This window comes from Sphingomonas corticis, assembly GCF_012035195.1.
Lineage (GTDB): Bacteria > Pseudomonadota > Alphaproteobacteria > Sphingomonadales > Sphingomonadaceae > Sphingomonas > Sphingomonas corticis.
This window is the reverse complement of sequence record NZ_JAAVJH010000001.1, coordinates 152,611-171,554: the sequence shown is the minus strand read 5'-3', so window position 1 is coordinate 171,554 and position 18,944 is coordinate 152,611. Positions and strand designations below refer to the sequence as shown.

The following is an 18,944-nucleotide window of genomic DNA, read 5'->3' as shown; positions in this document are numbered from 1 at the left end:
AGTCGAAGCGCGAGGGGCAGTCGACGGATCATGCCGCCGCGTCATGCCGTCGCGCGCATGGCTTGTCCAGAAGCGACTTGCCGCCGACCTGCCCGTGCGGCGGCCTTTACCTTCCGGAAAGCAGGACGGTGCAGAGTGATGGCAGCTCTATCCAGGATGTCCCATGCTGCAGCTCGTCTATATCAGCTCCGCCACCGCGCGCGAAACGCAGGGGCTTGACCAGATCCTCGCCACCAGTCGCCGCAACAACGCGCGCGACCGCGTGACGGGGCTGCTGTTCGCCGACGGCGTGCGCTTCCTTCAGGCGCTGGAGGGGGAGGCCGCAGCAGTGGAGGCCGCCTTCGAACGCATCCGCGAAGACCCGCGCCACCGCGCCGTCGTCGTCCTGTCGCGCCGCGAGATCGCCACACGCGAGTTCGGCCCTTGGGACATGGCCGCCCGCACCGCCGATGCGGACGGCGATGCCTTCGTGGCGCAGGTGGAGCGGCTGGTCGCCGGCGCGTCGCCCGCGGTGCGCGGCACCTTCGCCGGGCTGGCGACGGTGCGGCGCGCCGCGTGACGCGGCCGATTACTGCTTCATGAAGCCGGCGGCGATGTCCAGCTTGACCGCGTCGGACACGATCGGGATGCCGTAGCCGATGCCGAACTCGCTGCGGCGGATCGTGCCGGTGGCGGTGAAGCCGATGTTCTCGCCCCCGCCCATCTGCGCCGGCGCCTTGCCCGCGCCGTAGAATTGCGCCTGGAGCGTCACCGGACGCGTGACGCCGTTCAGCGTCAGATTGCCGGTGATCGTCGCCGCCTGTCCCTTCGACACCACGCGGGTGGACACGAAGCGCGCATCCGCCGGGTTGGCGCCGAAGAAGTCGGGCTTGCCGCCGTCCTTGCCGCCGCGCAGCAGGTGGGCGGTGAGGCCGGACGAGGCGGTCGTCACCTTCGCGACCGGGATGGTCACGTCCAGCTTGGCCGCGTTCGGCGCCTTGGGGTCGAACTCCAGCGTGCCAGCGACGTCGCCGAAGATGCCGGTGTAGGGCGTGAAGCCCATGTGATCGACCGTCCACGTCACCAGCGTGTGGCCGGGATCGGTCTTGTACGTGCCGCCGGTGACGCGGCGGGCGTCCTTCGCGCCGGGCTTGGCCATCGGCGCCTGCGCGACGAGCGGCGCGGCGAGGAAGGCGGCGGTAACGGCGGCGAGCATCAGGCGCATCGGTCTTCTCCCTGTTCGTGGCGCGACTTGAACCACAATCGCGCGACGCCGGGAAGCGGGCGTGCGCGAAACGCGCCGTTTTCGCGCACGCACCCGTTCCCTTCCTGTTCCGCATCGGCTACATCCGCGCGATGGCGAAGGTGCAGCGGCGATACGTGTGTCAGGCGTGCGGTTCGGTCAGCTCGCGCTGGCAGGGGCAGTGTGCGGATTGCTCGGAATGGAACACGCTGGTGGAGGAGGCGGGGGCGGTCGTCACGCCGTTTCAGGCCAAGCACAACCTGCAGGGCGGCGGGCGCGCGATCCAGCTGGTCGGTCTGGACGACAAGGTGGAGCTGCCGCCGCGCACGCCTTTCGGCATCGCCGAGCTGGACCGCGCGCTGGGCGGCGGGCTGGTGGCGGGATCGGCGACGCTGATCGGCGGCGATCCCGGCATCGGCAAGTCGACGCTGCTGCTGCAGGCCGCGGCCGCGCTGGCGCGGGCCGGGCACGGCGTTGCCTATGTCTCGGGCGAGGAGGCGGCGGACCAGGTGCGGCTGCGCGCGCAGCGGCTGGGGCTGGGCGACGCGCCGGTGCGGCTGGCGGCGGCCACCTCCACGCGCGACATCCTCACCACGCTGTCGCAGGGCACGCCGCCCGCGCTGCTGGTGATCGATTCCATCCAGACCATGCACTCCGACCTGATCGAGGGCGCGCCCGGCACCGTCAGCCAGGTCCGCGCCAGCGCGCAGGAGCTGATCCGCTTCGCCAAGGAGCGCGGGACGGCAGTGGTGCTGGTCGGGCACGTGACGAAGGACGGCACGATCGCGGGACCGCGCGTGCTGGAGCATATGGTCGACACCGTGCTGGCGTTCGAGGGCGAGCGCAGCCACCAGTATCGCATCCTTCGCGCGCTGAAGAACCGCTTCGGCGGCACCGACGAGATCGGCGTCTTCGCGATGCAGGGCAGCGGCCTGGCCGAGGTGTCGAACCCGTCCGCGCTGTTCCTGACGCAGCGCGAGGAGGGCGTCACCGGGGCGACGGTGTTCCCGGCGCTGGAGGGGACGCGCCCGGTGCTGGTCGAGATCCAGGCGCTGGTCGTCCGCCTCGCCAGCGGCGCCACGCCGCGGCGCGCGGTGGTGGGGTGGGATTCGGGCAGGCTGGCGATGATCCTGGCCGTGCTGGAGGCGCGCTGCGGCCTCAGCTTCTCCACCTGCGAGGTCTATCTCAACGTCGCCGGCGGCTATCGAATTCAGGACCCTGCCGCCGACCTGGCGGTGGCGGCGGCGCTGGTCTCCGCGCTCAGCGAGCGCGCGGTGCCCGCCGACGCGGTCGCCTTCGGCGAGATCGCGCTGTCGGGCGAGCTGCGCCCCGTGGCGCACGCGCCGCTGCGCCTGAAGGAGGCGGCCAAGCTGGGGTTCGAGCGGGCGTTGCTGCCGGTCGCCGGCGGCTCCGCGGGAGAGGCGATGAGGACGTCGTCGTTCCGGACGCTCGGGCAGTTCGTCGACCACCTGCTCGGTCGCGGATGATCGCGCGCTATCCGGCGACCTGCGCCTTCATCTGCCGGAGGAAGCGCGCCGCGCCGGCCGCCTCGGCGCCACCCTTTGCGGCGAGCGCCTCCAGCCGGGCGAAGGCGGCCCGGCCGTGGCGGGGGCTGGCGAACAGTGCGGCGGCATTGTCGGCGACCACCGGATCGCCGTCGGTCAGCGTCGCGACACAGGCAAGATAGCCGACCACGTTCGCCATCTCGCTGTCATCCAGCGCCAGTGTCTCGACCGCGGCCGGGTCGGCGAGCGATTTGGGATAGCGACGGTAGAAGGCGTCGCCCAGCGCTCCACCGACTAGCGCCGATGCCTTGACCGACGTGCAGTCGGGCAGCGGCAGGCCGGTGGCGGCGGCGGTGGCTGTGGTGGCGGTGGTCGAAACGGCATCGGTCATGGGGGCTGGCTCCGGCAGATAGGGTGCGAGCAGCGCGTCGTAGCGCGCGGCGCAGTCGGCGGGGTGCCAGGCGCCGCAGGCGGAAACACGGGCGGCCTCCCAGGCGGTGCGCGCGGCCTCGCCCAGCGCGGCCGCCCCGGCGCGTCCCGTGGGCGCCGGACCGCCGGCGAGCCACGAAGCGCGCGCGCGCGACAGCCGCACCGCGGCATCGGCGGCCGCGACGCCGGCCGCCGCGCCCGCGCCGAACACGCCGCGCTCGATCGCGTCGTCGCCGAGCGCGGCCAGCGCGGCGCGATGGTCCCGTTCGGCCTGTTCGTGGCCCGGCAGCGATTTTTCGATCCGCGCGATCTCCGCGTCGGCGCATCGCTGGAGCGCCGCAGGATCGCCGTCGGCCCGGTCGCGGCACGGCTCGTAGGCGGAGGCGGCGGCTTCCGGTGCCGCGGCGGTCGCCGCATTGCCCGGGATCGCCGCCTCGGGCGCGGCGCTGCACCCGGCGAGCGCGAGGATGGTCAGGAGGGCGGGCGCGGGCATCGTCCGGATCATGCGCGACCGTCTAGCCGCCGTTGCGCACGACTTGAAGCATCCGGTCCGGTGCCCGCACCGCTCCTATCGCACCAGGTTGCGCGTCGCCGGCACCTCGACTCCCGCCGCATCGCCCATGAAGCGCGTCACGTCGATGCGGCGGTCGACGTAGTCGGACAGCCAATTGCGATAGGCGAGCGGCTCGCTGCCCCCCGCCGCGTCGAGGTAGCGCTGGCGGCTCGCGGCGGGAACGTTCGCCTCGAACGTCGCGTCGCGCAGGTAGCTCATGTCGCCCGACACGAAGCCGCGTGCGCCGGCCAGCCCCTCGTGATGCGCGAGATAGGCGTATTTCGCGAGCGCGGCGGGCGAGGCATCCGCCGGCACGCTGCCGCCGCGGGTCAGCGCCGCCAGGTTCTGCCGCGCGTAATCGGCACCTGCCAGGATCGACAGCCGCGCATCGGTGCGCAGCGCCAGCAGCGCGTCGCGGTCTACCACGCGGTTGTTCGCGTCGACGACTCCCGCCGCCTTCGCCTCCGCGTTGAGGACGCCGCCCGCGCGCTGTGCCTCGGCCACCCAGGTGCCCTTCAGGAACTGCGTCATACCCACCGCGGAGGAGGTGCTGGCCGCGGCATCGGCGCGCCACACGCCGTTGGCGTCCTTCAGCGTCTCCGCGTCGATGATCGCTGCGACCGTCTGCGGCGTCATGCCGGTCCGCGTCGCCGCCTCGACGATGGCGGCGCGATGCGGTTCGTTGGCGCCCAGGCGCAGGTTGGCGGGAGCATAGGCCCCCTCGGCCGCAGTCGGGGTCGGGCCAGTGGGCGCAGGCGCGGCGGCGGGCGCCGCGTCCGGCTTCACGTAGACGCCGGTCAGCACCCGGCCGCGCCCCTCCAGCCCGTTGGCGGCGGCGCCGGTGCGCGCGTTGGCGGAGGCATAGTCGCTGGCGAAGCCGGTGCCGGTGCGGATCTCGATATGGCCGTATCGCGCGTTGCGGTCGACCGCGCCGGGCGCCGCGCCGTAGACGAGCACCGCCCCCTTTGGCGCGTCATAGGGCGAGCGGATCGCGTTGCCCGGCCGGTCGAGCAGGTTGACGAAGCCGCGCGCCTCCAGCGTCGGCCCGGCATCCTTGGCGGCCACGCCGGGCATATAGTCCGGCACCGCGCCTGCCTGCTGCAACGCGGTCTTCACCCAGGCGTAGCATTTGCCGATCGACTGGTGCCCCGCGGCACGATCCGCCGCGACGTCGGCCGCGCGCACCGAGGCGGCGCCGGGCGAAATCGCGGCCGTCGTCGCCGGTGCGATGGGTGCCACGGTGGGGGCAGCAGGCGCCGCGGACGCGGTCGAAGGAACCGGGAAAGATGCCCGCGCGCCGATCGTCAGCCGCTGGCCGGGGTGGATCAGGTCGGCATCCGCCAGGCGATTGTCGCGCGTGATCGCGGCGACGCTCGTCCCCTCCGCGCGCGCGATGCCCGACACCGTCTCGCCGGCGCGAACGATATGCACCCGGGGCGCATCGGGCAGCTGCAGTCGCTGGCCGACGCTCAGCCGGTCGGGATCGGCGAGGCCGTTGATCCGCGCCAGCGTCTGCCAGTCGGTGCCCGCGCGCGCGGCGATCGACGACAGGGTCTCGCCCTTCGCCACCACGTGGACGCCGTCGTCGCCGCGGAACCGCGCCAGGCCGCTGCCGCTCGCCATCAGCCGGTCGAGTGCGCCCGGAGCCAGTGGCCCGGTGCCCTTCTCGCCGTCGGCGAACAGCGTCGTGCCGCTGAGCTTCGTCTCGATGCCGCCGGTCACGCTGGTCATGCCGCTCTCCACCTCATCCGATGCCGCCACGCTAGCGCCCGGCAGCCGGCGGGTCTGTAAGCGGATCGACTAGGCGGGTGCGCCCCCTAGCGGCCGTCGCCCTGCCGCCGTATCTAGCCAAAGATGAATCTCCAGGGTCTCGATATCGTCGTCCTCGTCCTCGTGGGCGCCACCGCGCTGCTCGGCGCGAAGCGCGGGTTCGTGGCGGAGGTGCTGGCCCTGTTCGCGTGGGTCGCGATGGTGTTCGCGGTGAAGCTGTTCCACCTGCCGCTCAGCGCCCGGCTGGCGGACACGGTCGGCAGCACCTCGGGCGCGGCGATGCTGGCGTTCTTCCTCCTGACCGGCGGTACCTATTTCCTCGGCAAGCTGGTGGTGAACGCGATCGGCCGGCGCACGCGCACCTCCGTCCTCGGCCCGATCGACCGCGCGCTGGGTTTCGGCTTCGGCGCGCTGAAGGGGCTGATCCTCGCCAGCCTCGCCTTCATCCTGATGGCGCTGGTCTATGACACGCTGGGCGGCGGACCGTCGCAGCGGCCGGCGTGGATCCGCGAGGCGCGCACCTACCCGCTGCTGCGCGCCACGAGCGGCGCCATCGCCGACTTCGTCGACCGGCGCCGCCGCGGCGAGCCCGTCTTCGGCCCGCGCGAGCCGGCCACCGAACTGGGAAATGCCGCATGAGCCTCGACCTCTACACGCCCGAGATCGCCGCGCTGGCGGCGGGCAATCCCTTTCCCGACCGCCTGACGGACGCGCACGCCTCCGCGGAGAAGCGCTCGCCGATCTGCGGCAGCCGCGTGACCGTCGACGTGGCGCTCGACGGCGAGGGACGGGTCGCGCGCGTGGGCACGCTGGTGCGCGCCTGCCTGCTGGGCCAGGCGTCCTCCACGCTGCTGGCCCGCCACGCCGTCGGGCGCTCCCCGGCGGAGATCGCCGCGGCGCGCGACGCGCTGACCGCGTGGCTGGCGGGGCAGGGGGCGGTGCCCCACTGGCCGGGGATCGACATCTTCGCGCCCGGCCTGCCGCTCACCGCGCGACACCCGTCGATCCGCCTGGCCTTCGAGGCGGCGGCGGAGGCGGCGGAGACCGCGGCGGAGACCGCGGGTCGCGCCGCGCGAGCCACGGCGTGAAGGGACGCACCTGATGGAACATGGCGGCAGCACGTTGCTGCGCGACGGCGTCGTCCTGCTGGGGTTCGCGCTCGCCTTCGTCCTCCTCTTCCGCCGGCTGGGGCTGGGCGCGACGCTGGGCTATCTCGTCGCCGGCGCGCTGGTGGGCCCGCACATGCTGGGCCTCGTCGGGGACGCGCAGGAGAAGCTGGGCATCGCCGAGCTCGGCATCACGCTGCTCCTGTTCGTGGTCGGGCTGGAGCTGAACCCGTCGCGGCTGTGGCGGATGAAGCAGGAGATTTTCGGCGTCGGCCTGATCCAGGTCGTCGCGTGCGGTCTCGCCATCGCGGGCATCCTGGCGCTGGTCGGCTTCTCCGCCAAGGCCGCGTTGGCGATCGGCATGCCGCTGGCGCTGTCGTCCACGGCGCAGGTGCTGCCGCTGCTGCAATCGGCCGGGCGGCTGCGTACGCCGTTCGGCGAGCGTGCCTTCTCGATCCTGCTGTTCCAGGACCTGTCGATCATCCCGATGATTACGATCATCGCCGCGATGAGCCGCAACCCCGCCGACGCGGGCGGGCCGCCGGGCTGGCTGCTGGCGGTGTATACCGTGCTGGCGGTGGGCGGGCTGGTGGCGGCGGGCCGGTTCGTGCTGCGCCCGCTGTTTCGCGGCATCGGCAACATGGGCGAGCGCGAGATGTTCGTCTTCGCCGCGCTGTTCACCGTCATCGCCTCCTCCGCGCTGATGCAGTCGCTCGGCCTCTCCCCCGCGCTCGGCGCCTTCGTGGCGGGCGTGATGCTGGCAGACAGCCCCTACCGGCACGAGCTGGAGGCGGACGTGGAGCCGTTCCGCTCGATCCTGCTCGGCCTGTTCTTCCTCGCCGTCGGCATGATGCTGGACCTCCACGCGATCTACGACCGGCCGCTGTTCGTCGTGTCCATGGCGCTGGCGCTGGTGGCGGTGAAGGCGGCGATCATCGTCGCCATCGGCCTTTCCTTCCGCATGGAATGGCGCCGCGCACTGGCGCTCGGCTTCCTGCTGAGCCAGGGCGGCGAGTTCGGCTTCGTGCTGCTGGCGCAGGCGCAGGCGGGGCTGCTGATCGCGCCCGAGGCGGCGAGCATCTTCGGCGCGGTCATCACGCTGTCGATGGCGACCACGCCGTTCCTGATGATGGCGACGCGCCGCCTTCGCGAGGCTCCCGTGGTCGAGGCGGAGCGCGACGGACCCAAGGCCGACGGGGCCAATGCGCTGATCGTCGGTTACGGACGTTTCGGTCAGACGGTGGGGCAGATGCTGCTGGCCAGCGACGTGCCCGTCACGCTGATCGACACCGATATCGAGATGATCGACATCGCCAGGGAGTTCGGCGCGAAGGTCTATTACGGCGACGGCACCCGGCTGGAGCTGCTGCGCCAGGCCGGCGCGGCGGAGGCGGAACTGATCCTGTTCTGCATCGACGGCGACCAGGTGACGCGCGAACTGCTGGATGCGGTGCACAAGGCGTTTCCCGATGCCCGCATCTACGTTCGCGCCTATGACCGCCGCTCGCTGATCCAGCTGAAGACAGGCCCGGCGGAGTTTGTCGTGCGCGAGGTGCTGGAAAGCGCGATCAAGATGGCGCGGCTCGCGCTGAAGGGGCTGGGCGTCGCCGATGCGGAGATCAGCCGCGCGGAGGAGATGTACCGCGCCCGCGACAAGGAGCGGCTTCGCATCCAGGTGGAGGCGGGCGACATCCGTGCCGCGCGCGCGCTGGTGGCGGAACAGCAGCCGTGGGGGAACGACCGATGAACTGGCTCCTCGTCCTCGCCGCCCTCTCAGGCGCGCTGGCGGTCGGCGCGGGCGCGTTCGGCGCGCACGGTGCCAGCGGGCAGGCGGTGGAGTGGCTGAAGACGGGCGCGCACTATCAGCTGGTCCACGCCGTCGTCGCGCTGGTCGCGCTGCGGCTGGAGGCGCGCGGGCCAGCGTGGCTGTTCGTCGCCGGCGGTGCGCTGTTCGCCGGCACGCTCTACCTGATGGCGCTCGGCCTGCCGCGCTGGCTGGGCGCGATCACGCCGATCGGCGGCACGCTGCTGATCGCCGGTTGGCTGTGGCTCGCCTGGGCGGGGATGCGCAGCTGACGCGTCGCGGCTACCGCACCGTCTCGACCTCCTCCGCGCGCGGCGAGCGGAGCGACGGGCGCAGCCGCGCGAGACTGCACAGCCCCGCCACCAGCGCCAGCCCCGCGGCGACCAGCGCGGGCGTCCTTCCCGCGCCGACACCCAGCGCCAGCAGCGCCGCCACCAGCGTCGCGCCGGTCGTCTGCCCCGCCAGCCGCACCGTGCCGACCAGGGCGCCCGCCGCCGCCGCGCGCTCCTTGGGCGCGGAGCCGATGATGAGCCGCGCGTTGGGCGGCAGGAAGGTGCCGAAGCCCGACCCGCACAGCGCCATCCGCCACGCCACGTCGAGGTAGGTCGGGTCGGCCGGCAGGAACGCCAGCAGCGACAGCGCCGCGATGGAGATGGCCATGCCGATCCCGCCCAGCAGCCCCGCGGGCACGCGGTCGGACAGCCAGCCGGCGAGCGGCGCGACCACCATGTTCGTCAACGGCCACGGCGCGATGGCGGCGCCCACCGCCGCGGCGGTCCAGCCGAATTCGTGCGTCAGACGGAAGGGGACGGACAGCAGCAGCGTCATGGACGCGACGAAGGCGGTGAAGGCGCCCACCGCCGACAGGGCGATCACGGGCCGGGCGAGGAGATCGACCGGCAGGATCGGGCCGGGCCGCGTCCGCTCCCGCCGGACGAAGACGGTGCCGATCGCGAGGCCGAGCAGCACGATGGCGGTGGAAACGACCGGGCTGTCGCCGTGCACGCCGCTCTCCGCCCCGCCGATGACGAGGCCGAACGTCGTCGCGCACATCACCGCGCCCAGCACGTCGAATGGGCGGTCGCGCGGCGTGCCGTCGGGCAGCGCGCGGCCGAGCGCGAGCGACAGCAAGGCGAAGGGCACCGCGCTGGCGAACACCCACGGCCAGGGCGCGACGGACAGGACCAGCCCGCCGATCGTGGGCGCCGCTGCGGCGGAACTGGCGACGATGACCGAATTGATGCCGAGCCCGCGGCCCAGCTGTGCGGCGGGATAGGTCTGCCGGATCAGCGCGGAGGCGACGGACAGCGCCCCTGCCGCGCCCAGAGCCTGCGCCGCGCGCACGACCAGCAGGAAGGGCAGGCTCTTCGCGAAGAAGCAGAGGAGCGTGGCCACGGCGAAGACGATCTGCCCGGTTTGGTACATCCGCTTCAGCCCGATCCGCTCGCCCAGGCCCGCGAAGGGCAGGATCAGCATGACGAGGATCAGCTGGTAGACCGTCACCACCGCCACCACCGAGCTCGATTCGACGCCAAGGTCGCGCGCGATCGTCGGCAGTGCGACGTTCGCGACGCCGCCGTCGATGATGACCAGCGCGGTGCCGCAGCACAGAGCCGCGATGGCGGCATAGCGGCGGGGAAGGGGCAGCCCGTCGGCCGCCGGCCGCGCGGCGCCGCGGGAAAGGGGAGATCGTCGCTTCGCCATCGCTTCCTTCCGCGCTATGCGCGCCGTCTACGCAGGGGAGGACGCATGGGAAAGTCGATCGGGTTCATCGTGCTGGCCGCCTTGGCGCTTGCGGCGGGCGGCGCGCGCGCGCAGACGGCCGGAATGACCGACGATCCCTATCTTTGGCTGGAGGGCAAGGACGACGCGAAGGCGCTCGCCTGGGTGGAGGCGGAGAACGCCCGCACGCTGCCGCGGCTGCAGAACGACCCGCGCTACAAGGGCTTCTACGACCAGGCGCGCGCCATCGCCTCGGCCAGCGACCGCATCCCCATGCCGGAGCAGCGCATGGGACGCATCACGAACTTCTGGCGCGATGCCGATCATCCGCAGGGCGTGTGGCGCTGGACCACCCCGGCCGACTATGCCTCGCCCGCGCCGACGTGGAAGACCCTGCTCGATCTCGACGCACTGTCGAAGGCGGAGGGCAAGAAGTGGGTGTGGAAGGGCGCGACCTGCCTGCCGCCGGAGGAGCGCCGCTGCCTGGTCGCGCTGAGCGAGGGCGGCGAGGACGCGGTCACCTATCGCGAGTTCGACCTGGTCGATGCGCGCTTCGTCGAGGGCGGCTTCGTGCTGCCGGTGTCGAAACAAGGCGCGGACTGGATCGACGCGGACACGTTGCTGGTCTCGCGCGACTGGGGCGCGGGGACGATGACGGCGTCGGGCTATCCCTTCGTCGTGAAGAAGCTGCGCCGCAGCCAGCCGCTGTCCGCGGCGCAGGAGGTCCATCGCGGCGAGGCGTCGGACCAGCTCGGCACCTACGGCTCGGTGATGACCGACGGCGCGGGCAATCGCCTCGTCCTCGTGCTGCGTCGTCCCACCTTCTTCGGCGGCGAGACCTTCGCCGAGGTGGACGGGAAGCTGGTGAAGCTGGACCTGCCGCCGCGCGTCTTCCCCGCGGGCATGGTCGACGGGCAGGTGCTGTTCCAGACCAGCGAGCCGTGGGGCGCGGTGCCCGCTGGCGCGATCGCCGTCGCGCCGCTGGCCGAGGTGCGCAAGGGGCGCTTCGTGCCGCAGGTGCTGATCGCGCCGGGGCCGCGCCAGTCGATCGAGGACGTGTCGGTGACGCGCCACCACGTGGTCGCCAGCATCTACGACAATGTGCGCGGGCGCGCCGTCGTGTTCTCGCACGCCGGCGGCACGTGGTCGCAGCGCCCCGTCGCGCTGCCTGACAACGCCTCGATCGTGCCGGTCAGCACCAGCGAGGCGGGCGACACCGCCTATGTCGCCGTCACCGGCTTCCTGGCGCCGACGACGCTGTGGACGCTGGACGCCGCCACGGCGGCCGCGCCGCGCCAGGTGAAGGCGCTGCCCGCCAAGTTCGACGCCACCGGCCTGGTCGTCGAGCAGTTCGAGGCGAGCTCGCGCGACGGCACGAAGGTGCCCTATTTCATCGTCCACCGCCGCGGCGCGAAGCGCGACGGCAGCACGCCGACGATCATGACCGCCTATGGCGGGTTCGAGGCGTCGATGACGCCCAGCTACTCGGGCATCAACGGCAAGCTGTGGCTGGAGCGGGGCAACAGCTTCGTCCTCGCCAACATCCGCGGCGGTGGCGAGTTCGGGCCCAAGTGGCACGACGCCGGGCGCAAGACGAAGCGGCAGGTGATCTACGACGATTTCATTGCCGTGGCCGAGGATCTGGTCGCGCGCCGGCTGACCAGCCCGCGGCGGCTCGGCATCTACGGCGGGTCGAACGGCGGCCTGCTGATGGGCGTCATGCTCAACCAGCGGCCCGACCTGTGGCGCGCGGTGACGATCCAGGTGCCGCTGCTGGACATGATGCGCTACGAACAGATCGCGGCGGGCGCGTCGTGGGTGGACGAGTACGGCTCGGTGGAGGTGCCGGAGGAGCGCGCCTTCCTCCGGAAGATCTCGCCCTATCAGAACATCCGCAAGGGCGTCGCCTATCCCGAGCCTTATGTGTGGACGACGACCAAGGACGACCGCGTCGGCCCGCAGCACGCGCGCAAGTTCGCCGCACGGCTGAAGGAATATGGCCTGCCCTATCTGTTCTACGAGGATACCGCCGGCGGCCACTCGGGCGACGCGGATATCGAGCAGGGCGCGCGGTTGCAGGCACTGCAGATGACCTATTTCGCCCAGAAGCTGGAGGATTGAGACGTGCGCGGGTGATCCATTCCCGCGGCGGCACGTTTCCTCTTCTTGCTGCGTTGCAGCAGAGACGGTAGAGATGCGCGCAGGATGAATGCCATGACCGACACCCGCCCCGCTGCCGCCGTGCCCGACACCGTTCCGATCGTGTTCGAGGCGGTGGTGAAGAAGCAGGCGATCGCCGCCACGTACAATCGCGGCGCCGTGACGCTCGCGCCGCACATCGTCTACACGAAGCACGGCGAGATCTATCTCGACGCGGTCACGCTGGAGCGCGACGGCAAGCCGCCCAAGGAGGAGAAGATCGGCGCGTTCAAGCTGTCCGGCTTGTCCGGATTGCGCATCACGCCGCGCCGCTTCACGCCGAGCGAGCTGTTCATGCCGCGCGACGAGAAGTACGTCGACGTGACGCTGCTGGCGGTGGACGCCTGACGGACGAGCCTCCAGCGCGTCGCGTCGCGCTGGCCTTGCTGGTCGCCTTCTACGGCGTGGCGGGGGTGGCGCACCTCGTCGTCACCGACGCGATGGTGCGGATCGTTCCCGGCTGGGTGCCGTGGCCGCGCGCGGTCGTGATCGCCACCGGCCTGTGCGAGCTGGCCGGTGCGCTCGCGCTGCTGCTGCCGGGCTGGCGAGTTGCGGCGGGCTGGGCGCTGGCGCTCTACGCGCTGTGCGTGTGGCCGGCGAACGTGCAGCACGCCATCATCGACCTGTCGCACGGCACCGGCCTGCCGCTGGCGTACCACGCGCCGCGGCTGCTGCTGCAACCCGCGATCATCGCGTGGGCGCTATATGCCAGCGGTGCGTGGGCGGCACGGCGGCGGCGTCCTTCCCGCCGCGCGTAACCCCTCACGACGATAGCGTGTCGAGCAGCTGCGCCTTCGTCATTGTCGACCGGCCGGGTATGTCGCGCTTCTTCGCCTCGGCGTAGAGCTGCTCCTTCGTGCGATGGTCGCGGTGCGCGCGCGTCTTCTTCGCGACGTCGCCGGGCTGGGCGGAGAATTGCCGGCCCTTGCGCGTGTCCGCGCGCTTCTTCGCCGTGGTGCGGCGATATTCCTCGTCGGACAGCGCCTCGCGCGCCGCCTTGGGCAGGTAGCGCTCGCCGGTCTCGCCGCTCTCCTTGCCGGACTTGGTGCCCCAGTCTTCCTCGGTCCACTGGTGGAGCGAGTTGTCGTCGTCCTTGCCGCCCTTGTAGCCGCCGCCGCGCTTCTTGTACTCGGCCACCGCTAGCTGCGCCTTGCGCGCGGACCACTGGCCCTTCCTTCCGCCCTTCGCGCCGGCGGTGACCTCGTCCTTCACCGCCTCCCAGAGCTTGGGGTCGGTCTTCTCGGCGGTCTCCGACATCGCACGCTCCTCTCGGGCAGGCTCCTTTCGGGCCCAACGCGCGAAAGCGCCGAACGGCTCAGGCGGCGATGGTCACGAAGCTGTCCATCACGCGCTTGCGGCCCGCTTGCTCGAAGTCGATCTCCAGCTTGTTGCCCTCGATCTCGGCGATCGCGCCATAGCCGAACTTCTGGTGGAACACGCGCTGCCCGACCGAAAGGTCGCCCCGACCCTTGTTGCCCAGCGATACGGCCGACGCGCGGCTCTCGACCACCCGGGCCGGCTCGCGCGTGAACGTGCGGCTGGTCCAGTCGCCGCCCGGCTTCGCCCCCAGCGTTCCCGCCGCGCGCTGCCACCCCGGCCCGCGTCCGGTGCCGCGCGCCAGGTCGGCGAACGGATCCGCCCGCTCGGACCAGTTCGCCTGCCACAGGCTGGCGCCGCCCGTCATCGTCGTCTCGCTCTCGACGTGCACGTCGGGCAGCTCGCCGACGAAGCGGGACGGAATGGAGCTGGTCCACTGGCCGTAGATGCGGCGGTTGGCGGCGTGGAGGATGGTCGCGCGCCGTCGCGCCCGCGTGATTGCGACATAGGCGAGCCGGCGCTCCTCCTCCAGGCTGCGCGTGCCGCCCTCGTCGATCGCGCGCTGCGACGGGAACAGCCCCTCTTCCCATCCGACGAGGAATACGGTGTCGTATTCCAGCCCCTTGGCGGCGTGGATCGTCATGATCGTCACCTTGGGGTCCTCGCGCGTCGCCTCGTTGTCCATGACGAGGCTGACATGTTCGAGGAAGGCGCCGAGCGACTCATATTCCTCCATCGCGCGGACCAGCTCGGCCAGATTCTCCAGCCGCCCCGCCGCCTCGGCGGTCTTCTCCGCCTGCCACATGGCGGTGTAGCCGCTCTCGTCCAGCAGCTGGCGTGCGAGTTCCGCGTGGGGCAGCTGCGTCGCCATGTCGCGCCAGCGGGCGATGTCGCCGACGAGGTTGCCGAGCGCGCGGCGCGCCTGCGGGGTCAGCTCGTCGGTGTCGAGGATGCGCGCGGCGGCGTGGGTCAGCGGCAGCCCTTCGGCGCGCGCGAGCATGTGCAGCTTGGCGATCGCCTTGTCGCCGAGCCCGCGCTTGGGCACGTTGACGATCCGCTCGAAGGCCAGGTCGTCCGCGGGCTGGTTGACGACCCGCAGGTAGGCGAGCGCGTCGCGGATCTCGGCGCGCTCGTAGAAACGGAAGCCGCCGACGATGCGGTAGGGCAGGCCGATCGCGATGAAGCGGTCCTCGAATTCGCGCGTCTGGTGCTGTGCGCGCACGAGGATGGCGACATGGTCCAGCGAGGTGCCGTCGCGTTGCGCCGCCTCGATCTCCTCGCCGACCCGACGCGCTTCCTCCGGTCCGTCCCACACGCCGACCACGCGTACCTTCTCGCCCGCGTCCAGCTCGGTCCACAATTCCTTGCCCAGCCGGCCGCCATTGTTGGCGATCACGCCCGAGGCGGCACCCAGGATGTGCGGGGTGGAGCGGTAGTTCTGCTCCAGCCGGATCACCTTGGCGCCGGGAAAGTCCTTCTCGAACTTCAGGATATTCTCCACCTGTGCGCCGCGCCAGGAGTAGATCGACTGGTCGTCGTCGCCCACGCAGCAGATGTTGCGTCGCTCCTGCGCCAGCAGGCGGAGCCACAGATACTGAACCGAATTCGTGTCCTGATATTCGTCCACCATGATGTAGCGGAAGCGCTGCTGGTAATGCTCCAGCACCGCGCGCTCGGTCTTCAATATCGTGAGCACGTGGAGCAGCAGGTCGCCGAAGTCGCAGGCGTTCACTGACCTGAGCCGGTCCTGGTACTGCTGGTACAATTCGCCGCCGCGGCCGTTGGCGTAGCGCTCGCTCTCGCCCGCGTCGATCTCGCGCGGGGTCAGGCCCTTGTTCTTCCACTCGTCGATCAGGCCGGCGAGCCCGCGCGCGGGAAAGCGCTTCTCGTCGATGTCGGCGGCGACGATCAGCTGCTTCAGCAGGCGCAGCTGGTCGTCGGTGTCGAGGATGGTGAAGTTGCTCTGCAACCCGACCAGCTCGGCGTGGCGGCGCAGCATCTTCGCGCCGATCGCGTGGAAGGTGCCCAGCCACGGCATCCCCTCCACCGCCTCGCCGACCAGCCGCCCGACCCGCTCGCGCATCTCGCGCGCGGCCTTGTTGGTGAAGGTGACGCTGAGGATCTCGGACGGATAGGCGCGCCGTGTCCACAGCAGGTGCGCCAGTCGCGCCGTCAACGCCGCGGTCTTGCCCGTGCCCGCGCCGGCGAGGACCAGCACGGGGCCGTCAGTCGTCAGCACCGCCTCGCGCTGCGGCGGGTTCAGGCCCTTGAGATACGGCGGATCGGCGAGTTGGCTGTCGGTCACGCCGACCCACGTAGGCAGGCTTGCACGGCGACGCAATCCATGAGAACAAAGGCGCAACGACGAAGCGAGGGAGGATGGTGATGGCGACGACGGGCCGGTGCCATTGCGGCGCGGTGAGCTACACGGCGGAGGGGCCGCCGGAACATCACGCCCTGTGCCACTGCGACGATTGCCGCCGCTGGTCGGGTGCGCCGGCGGTCGGCTGGATCGCGTGGAAGCAGGACCGGGTGACGGTCGCCGGAGAGCCCGCCACCTACCGATCGTCGACTCACGGCGAGCGCGACTTCTGCGCCGCGTGCGGCACCGGCCTCTTCTATCGCAATGCCGAGGCGCTGCCGGGCATCATCGACATCCAGTCCGGCACGCTGGACGATCCCGCCGCGCAGCCGCCGGGCGCGCAGATCATGGTGAAGGACCGGCTGCCCTGGACGCGCGAGATGACGGACCTGCCCGAGTTCCGGACCTATCCCGGGATGGACGGATGACGGCGCCGACGATCGAGCGTTGGCACGCCTATATGCGCGCGCCGACCGCCGCCGGTCTGGACGCGCTGCTGGCGGAGGACGTCGTCTTTCAGAGCCCGGCGGTGCACACGCCGCAGCACGGCAAGGCGGTGACGACGAAATATCTGACCGCCGCGGCAGAGGTGCTGGGCAATCCCAGCTTCCGCTACGTCGGCGAGTGGACCGCGGAGCGCTCCGCCGTGCTGGAGTTCGAGTGCGAGCTGCCCGGCGGGATCAGCGTCAACGGCGTCGACATCATCGAGTGGGGAGAGGACGGGCGGATCGTCCGTTTCAAGGTGATGGTGCGTCCGGTGAAGGCGCTGAACGCGGTCGTGCCGCTGATGGGTGCCGCGCTCGCGGCCGGCTAGGCCGGACCGTCGTCGAGGAAGCGCGGCAGGCCGGCGCAGGTCTCCTGCACCCCGTCCGCCTCGAACGGCGGCGCGACTGGCAGCGGCGTCGCGTGCCAGTGCTGCTCCCGTCGGGAGCGGCTGAGGCGAAAGCGGTGCGGTGCCTCGTCCAGCGGATCGGTGGCGCAGGCGCGACGGACGTCGCCGGTGGTCCATCGCCAGCCCACCGGAAAGCGCGCCCCGCCCGCGACCAGCGTGCCGGTGGCGATCACCCGGGCGGCGGGAACGATGCCGGAGACGGCGACGCTGGCGCAGGTTCGGCCGGCGCGCGCGACGCGGCCGACACGTTCGACCGTCTGCAACCGCCGGCACGCCGCCGGCCACGCGGTGCGCGCCCAGCGCTGCCACTCGCCGTCGCGGATCCCGCCGGGCGGCGTCACCGCGCTGTCCCCGCCCATGTCGATCTCGGCGGCACGCCCGTCGCGTCCCAGCGCCAGCGCGCCTTCCGCGGCGCGCATCTCCCGCCATGCGGCGCGCGCGTCGTAATCGTCGCAGCCGGCGACGAGGAGGAGCAGCGGGGCAAGGGCGCGCGCGCGGATCACGCGACGCAGGCTACCCGGTTCGTCCCGGGCCGCAAGGTGGGAAAAGCCGGGGCGGCCCGATCGGACCGCCCCGTAGTTCAGGGAAGGGGCCGGGCGAGGGAAGGTGCCCGGCCGATACCGACGTCACAGGGGGGAAGGACGCCGGTGACGTTCATCTAGGCGCGGCATGTTGCTCCAATGTGTCGCGCGACCACTCTTTCGTGACGAGGCGGCAATGTTTCCACGTTGACGCGCCGCCCCCGCGCATCCGATGAGGCCGCGATGGACGCTTCCCGCACGCCGGCCTCGCACCGCCGCATCCTGCTCGCCAGCCTGGTCGGCACGTCGGTGGAATTCTACGACTTCTACATCTACGCCACCGCCGCATCGCTGGTGTTCGGGCCGCTGTTCTTCCCCGCCTCCAACCCGTCCACCGCGCTGCTCGCCTCCTACGCCAGCCTGGCCGTCGCCTTCTTCGCGCGGCCCGTCGGCGCGTGGGTGTTCGGCCATTACGGGGACCGCATCGGGCGAAAGTCGACGCTGGTGGCCAGCCTGATGCTGATGGGCGGGTCGACGCTGCTGATCGCGTTCCTGCCCACCTATGCCACCGCGGGCGTGTGGGCGCCGGTGCTGCTGTGCCTGCTGCGCTTCGGCCAGGGCTTCGGCCTCGGCGGGGAGTGGGGCGGGGCGGCGCTGCTGGCGGTGGAGAATGCGCCGCCCGGCCGGCGGGGTCGCTACGGCATGGTGCCGCAACTGGGCGCGCCGGTCGGCTTCATCGCCGCCAACGGGCTGTTCCTGCTGCTCGGCCTCGTCATGACCCCGGCCGATTTCCTCGCCTGGGGATGGCGCGTGCCGTTCCTGCTGTCGGTGGTCCTCGTCGGCCTCGGGTTGTGGGTACGACTGAAGATCGCCGAGACCCCTGCTTTCGCGCGCGTGCTGGAGGAGGGGCCGCCCCCCGCGGTGCCGATGGGCGAGCTGCTGCGCCTCCATTGGCGCCGCGCGCTCGGCGGCACGCTGGGTGCGGTGGCGTGCTTCGCCGTCTACTACATCGCCACCGCCTTCGCGCTCGGCTACGCCACCACGACGCTGGGTGTCGACCGGCAGGCCTTCCTCGGCGTGCAGCTGGGCGCGATCCTGTTCATGGCGGTGGGCATCGCACTGTCGGGCATCTGGTCGGACCGCAGCTCGCCCGCCACCGTGCTGAAATGGGGATGCGTCGGCGCGGTGGTGGCCGGCTTCGTGCTGGTGCCGGGGCTGGGCTCGGGATCGCTTCCGTCGATGTTCGCCAGCCTCGCTTTCGCCCTGTTCGTGATGGGGTTCGTCTACGGCCCGCTCGGCGCGTGGCTGCCGTCGCTTTACCCGGCGCGCGTGCGCTACACCGGCGTCAGCCTCGCGTTCAACATGGCCGGGATCATCGGCGGCGGGCTGACCCCGGTCGCGGCACAGGCGCTGGCGGAGCGGGGCGGGCTGCTGCCCGTCGGCGCCTACCTGGCAGTCCTGTCGCTGCTGAGCCTGGGCGCGCTGCTGGCGATGCCGGCGCGCGGCGCGGCGGAGCCGGTGCCGGTGGAGGGATTCTGACCG

Annotated in this window: 19 protein-coding genes; 12 read left to right on the top strand and 7 right to left on the bottom strand. The window is 71.8% G+C overall.

The features are described from left to right. The first annotated feature begins 163 nt into the window (after positions 1 to 163). A complete protein-coding gene (locus HBH26_RS00885) occupies positions 164 to 559 on the top strand; it encodes a BLUF domain-containing protein (RefSeq protein ID WP_168132675.1) in 396 nt (131 codons plus the stop codon). A gap of 9 nt (positions 560 to 568) precedes the next feature. On the opposite strand, the gene HBH26_RS00880 is transcribed toward HBH26_RS00885, so the two are convergent. After that, positions 569 to 1,204, bottom strand: coding sequence for a YceI family protein (locus HBH26_RS00880; RefSeq protein ID WP_168132674.1), 636 nt, complete (start codon positions 1,202 to 1,204; stop codon positions 569 to 571). A gap of 131 nt (positions 1,205 to 1,335) precedes the next feature. On the opposite strand from HBH26_RS00880, the gene radA reads away from it, so the two are divergent. Then, entirely contained in the window at positions 1,336 to 2,709 is a 1,374-nt protein-coding gene (gene radA / locus HBH26_RS00875) for a DNA repair protein RadA (protein WP_168132673.1), read from the top strand. Positions 2,710 to 2,716: 7 nt separating this feature from the next. On the opposite strand, the gene HBH26_RS00870 is transcribed toward radA, so the two are convergent. Together HBH26_RS00870 and HBH26_RS00865 are read right to left on the bottom strand one after the other, a co-directional pair. After that, positions 2,717 to 3,661: a hypothetical protein gene (locus HBH26_RS00870; RefSeq protein ID WP_168132672.1), complete on the bottom strand. Its 945-nt coding sequence runs from the start codon at positions 3,659 to 3,661 to the stop codon at positions 2,717 to 2,719. A gap of 63 nt (positions 3,662 to 3,724) precedes the next feature. Next, positions 3,725 to 5,440, bottom strand: a complete 1,716-nt coding sequence (locus HBH26_RS00865) for a LysM peptidoglycan-binding domain-containing protein (RefSeq protein WP_168132671.1) — start codon at positions 5,438 to 5,440, stop codon at positions 3,725 to 3,727. Between the two features lie 123 nt (positions 5,441 to 5,563). On the opposite strand from HBH26_RS00865, the gene HBH26_RS00860 reads away from it, so the two are divergent. The 4 genes from HBH26_RS00860 to HBH26_RS00845 are packed head-to-tail and all read left to right on the top strand — an operon-like array spanning position 5,564 to position 8,661. Then, complete coding sequence (locus HBH26_RS00860; RefSeq protein ID WP_168132670.1) at positions 5,564 to 6,118, top strand: CvpA family protein; 555 nt, start codon at positions 5,564 to 5,566, stop codon at positions 6,116 to 6,118. Further along, positions 6,115 to 6,567, top strand: coding sequence for an iron-sulfur cluster assembly scaffold protein (locus tag HBH26_RS00855; RefSeq protein ID WP_168132669.1), 453 nt, complete (start codon positions 6,115 to 6,117; stop codon positions 6,565 to 6,567). The genes HBH26_RS00860 and HBH26_RS00855 overlap by 4 nt, the downstream gene beginning before the upstream one ends. Before the next feature lie 13 nt (positions 6,568 to 6,580). Then, entirely contained in the window at positions 6,581 to 8,332 is a 1,752-nt protein-coding gene (locus HBH26_RS00850; RefSeq protein ID WP_168132668.1) for a cation:proton antiporter domain-containing protein, read from the top strand. Then, the gene (locus tag HBH26_RS00845; RefSeq protein ID WP_168132667.1) at positions 8,329 to 8,661 is read left to right on the top strand and encodes a DUF423 domain-containing protein; all 333 of its coding nucleotides are present in this window, start codon (positions 8,329 to 8,331) and stop codon (positions 8,659 to 8,661) included. Before HBH26_RS00850 ends, HBH26_RS00845 begins: the two co-directional genes overlap by 4 nt. A gap of 10 nt (positions 8,662 to 8,671) precedes the next feature. Here HBH26_RS00845 and HBH26_RS00840 read toward each other — a convergent pair whose 3' ends face one another. Then, a complete protein-coding gene (locus HBH26_RS00840; RefSeq protein ID WP_168132666.1) occupies positions 8,672 to 10,093 on the bottom strand; it encodes an MFS transporter in 1,422 nt (473 codons plus the stop codon). A gap of 45 nt (positions 10,094 to 10,138) precedes the next feature. On the opposite strand from HBH26_RS00840, the gene HBH26_RS00835 reads away from it, so the two are divergent. From HBH26_RS00835 to HBH26_RS00825, 3 genes are all read left to right on the top strand, one after another. Further along, a complete protein-coding gene (locus HBH26_RS00835; protein ID WP_168132665.1) occupies positions 10,139 to 12,232 on the top strand; it encodes a prolyl oligopeptidase family serine peptidase in 2,094 nt (697 codons plus the stop codon). A 93-nt stretch (positions 12,233 to 12,325) separates the two neighbouring features. Then, on the top strand, positions 12,326 to 12,658 hold the full coding sequence (locus tag HBH26_RS00830; RefSeq protein ID WP_168132664.1) for a WYL domain-containing protein: 333 nt from the start codon (positions 12,326 to 12,328) through the stop codon (positions 12,656 to 12,658). Positions 12,659 to 12,693: 35 nt separating this feature from the next. After that, positions 12,694 to 13,068: a DoxX family protein gene (locus tag HBH26_RS00825; protein ID WP_239024492.1), complete on the top strand. Its 375-nt coding sequence runs from the start codon at positions 12,694 to 12,696 to the stop codon at positions 13,066 to 13,068. 4 nt (positions 13,069 to 13,072) lie between these two features. Here the strand turns inward: HBH26_RS00825 and HBH26_RS00820 are convergent, their stop codons facing one another. Both HBH26_RS00820 and HBH26_RS00815 read right to left on the bottom strand, forming a co-directional pair. Beyond that, the gene (locus HBH26_RS00820) at positions 13,073 to 13,567 is read right to left on the bottom strand and encodes a DUF5872 domain-containing protein (RefSeq protein WP_168132663.1); all 495 of its coding nucleotides are present in this window, start codon (positions 13,565 to 13,567) and stop codon (positions 13,073 to 13,075) included. Between the two features lie 58 nt (positions 13,568 to 13,625). Next, positions 13,626 to 15,932: a UvrD-helicase domain-containing protein gene (locus tag HBH26_RS00815; RefSeq protein ID WP_168132662.1), complete on the bottom strand. Its 2,307-nt coding sequence runs from the start codon at positions 15,930 to 15,932 to the stop codon at positions 13,626 to 13,628. Between the two features lie 80 nt (positions 15,933 to 16,012). Between HBH26_RS00815 and HBH26_RS00810 the strand changes: the two genes are divergently transcribed. Both HBH26_RS00810 and HBH26_RS00805 read left to right on the top strand, forming a co-directional pair. Then, positions 16,013 to 16,417 carry a GFA family protein gene (locus HBH26_RS00810; protein ID WP_168132661.1) on the top strand — a complete coding sequence of 135 codons (405 nt, stop codon included), beginning with the start codon at positions 16,013 to 16,015 and terminating at the stop codon, positions 16,415 to 16,417. Continuing rightward, positions 16,414 to 16,803, top strand: coding sequence for a nuclear transport factor 2 family protein (locus HBH26_RS00805; protein WP_168132660.1), 390 nt, complete (start codon positions 16,414 to 16,416; stop codon positions 16,801 to 16,803). The genes HBH26_RS00810 and HBH26_RS00805 overlap by 4 nt, the downstream gene beginning before the upstream one ends. Here the strand turns inward: HBH26_RS00805 and HBH26_RS00800 are convergent. Further along, entirely contained in the window at positions 16,800 to 17,384 is a 585-nt protein-coding gene (locus HBH26_RS00800; RefSeq protein ID WP_168132659.1) for a hypothetical protein, read from the bottom strand. The two genes, HBH26_RS00805 and HBH26_RS00800, sit on opposite strands and share 4 nt — an antisense overlap. A gap of 261 nt (positions 17,385 to 17,645) precedes the next feature. Between HBH26_RS00800 and HBH26_RS00795 the strand changes: the two genes are divergently transcribed. Beyond that, entirely contained in the window at positions 17,646 to 18,941 is a 1,296-nt protein-coding gene (locus HBH26_RS00795; RefSeq protein ID WP_168132658.1) for an MFS transporter, read from the top strand. Positions 18,942 to 18,944: the final 3 nt, after the last annotated feature.

Coding starts and splice junctions, on each gene's coding strand:
- HBH26_RS00870 (WP_168132672.1), bottom strand. CDS start 3,661: ATGATCCGGACGATGCCCGCGCCCGCCCTCCTGACCATCCTCGCGCTC.
- HBH26_RS00880 (WP_168132674.1), bottom strand. CDS start 1,204: ATGCGCCTGATGCTCGCCGCCGTTACCGCCGCCTTCCTCGCCGCGCCG.
- HBH26_RS00885 (WP_168132675.1), top strand. CDS start 164: ATGCTGCAGCTCGTCTATATCAGCTCCGCCACCGCGCGCGAAACGCAG.
- HBH26_RS00860 (WP_168132670.1), top strand. CDS start 5,564: ATGAATCTCCAGGGTCTCGATATCGTCGTCCTCGTCCTCGTGGGCGCC.
- HBH26_RS00810 (WP_168132661.1), top strand. CDS start 16,013: ATGGCGACGACGGGCCGGTGCCATTGCGGCGCGGTGAGCTACACGGCG.
- HBH26_RS00835 (WP_168132665.1), top strand. CDS start 10,139: ATGGGAAAGTCGATCGGGTTCATCGTGCTGGCCGCCTTGGCGCTTGCG.
- HBH26_RS00855 (WP_168132669.1), top strand. CDS start 6,115: ATGAGCCTCGACCTCTACACGCCCGAGATCGCCGCGCTGGCGGCGGGC.
- HBH26_RS00845 (WP_168132667.1), top strand. CDS start 8,329: ATGAACTGGCTCCTCGTCCTCGCCGCCCTCTCAGGCGCGCTGGCGGTC.
- HBH26_RS00830 (WP_168132664.1), top strand. CDS start 12,326: ATGACCGACACCCGCCCCGCTGCCGCCGTGCCCGACACCGTTCCGATC.
- HBH26_RS00865 (WP_168132671.1), bottom strand. CDS start 5,440: ATGACCAGCGTGACCGGCGGCATCGAGACGAAGCTCAGCGGCACGACG.
- HBH26_RS00840 (WP_168132666.1), bottom strand. CDS start 10,093: ATGGCGAAGCGACGATCTCCCCTTTCCCGCGGCGCCGCGCGGCCGGCG.
- HBH26_RS00805 (WP_168132660.1), top strand. CDS start 16,414: ATGACGGCGCCGACGATCGAGCGTTGGCACGCCTATATGCGCGCGCCG.
- radA (WP_168132673.1), top strand. CDS start 1,336: ATGGCGAAGGTGCAGCGGCGATACGTGTGTCAGGCGTGCGGTTCGGTC.
- HBH26_RS00850 (WP_168132668.1), top strand. CDS start 6,581: ATGGAACATGGCGGCAGCACGTTGCTGCGCGACGGCGTCGTCCTGCTG.
- HBH26_RS00820 (WP_168132663.1), bottom strand. CDS start 13,567: ATGTCGGAGACCGCCGAGAAGACCGACCCCAAGCTCTGGGAGGCGGTG.
- HBH26_RS00795 (WP_168132658.1), top strand. CDS start 17,646: ATGGACGCTTCCCGCACGCCGGCCTCGCACCGCCGCATCCTGCTCGCC.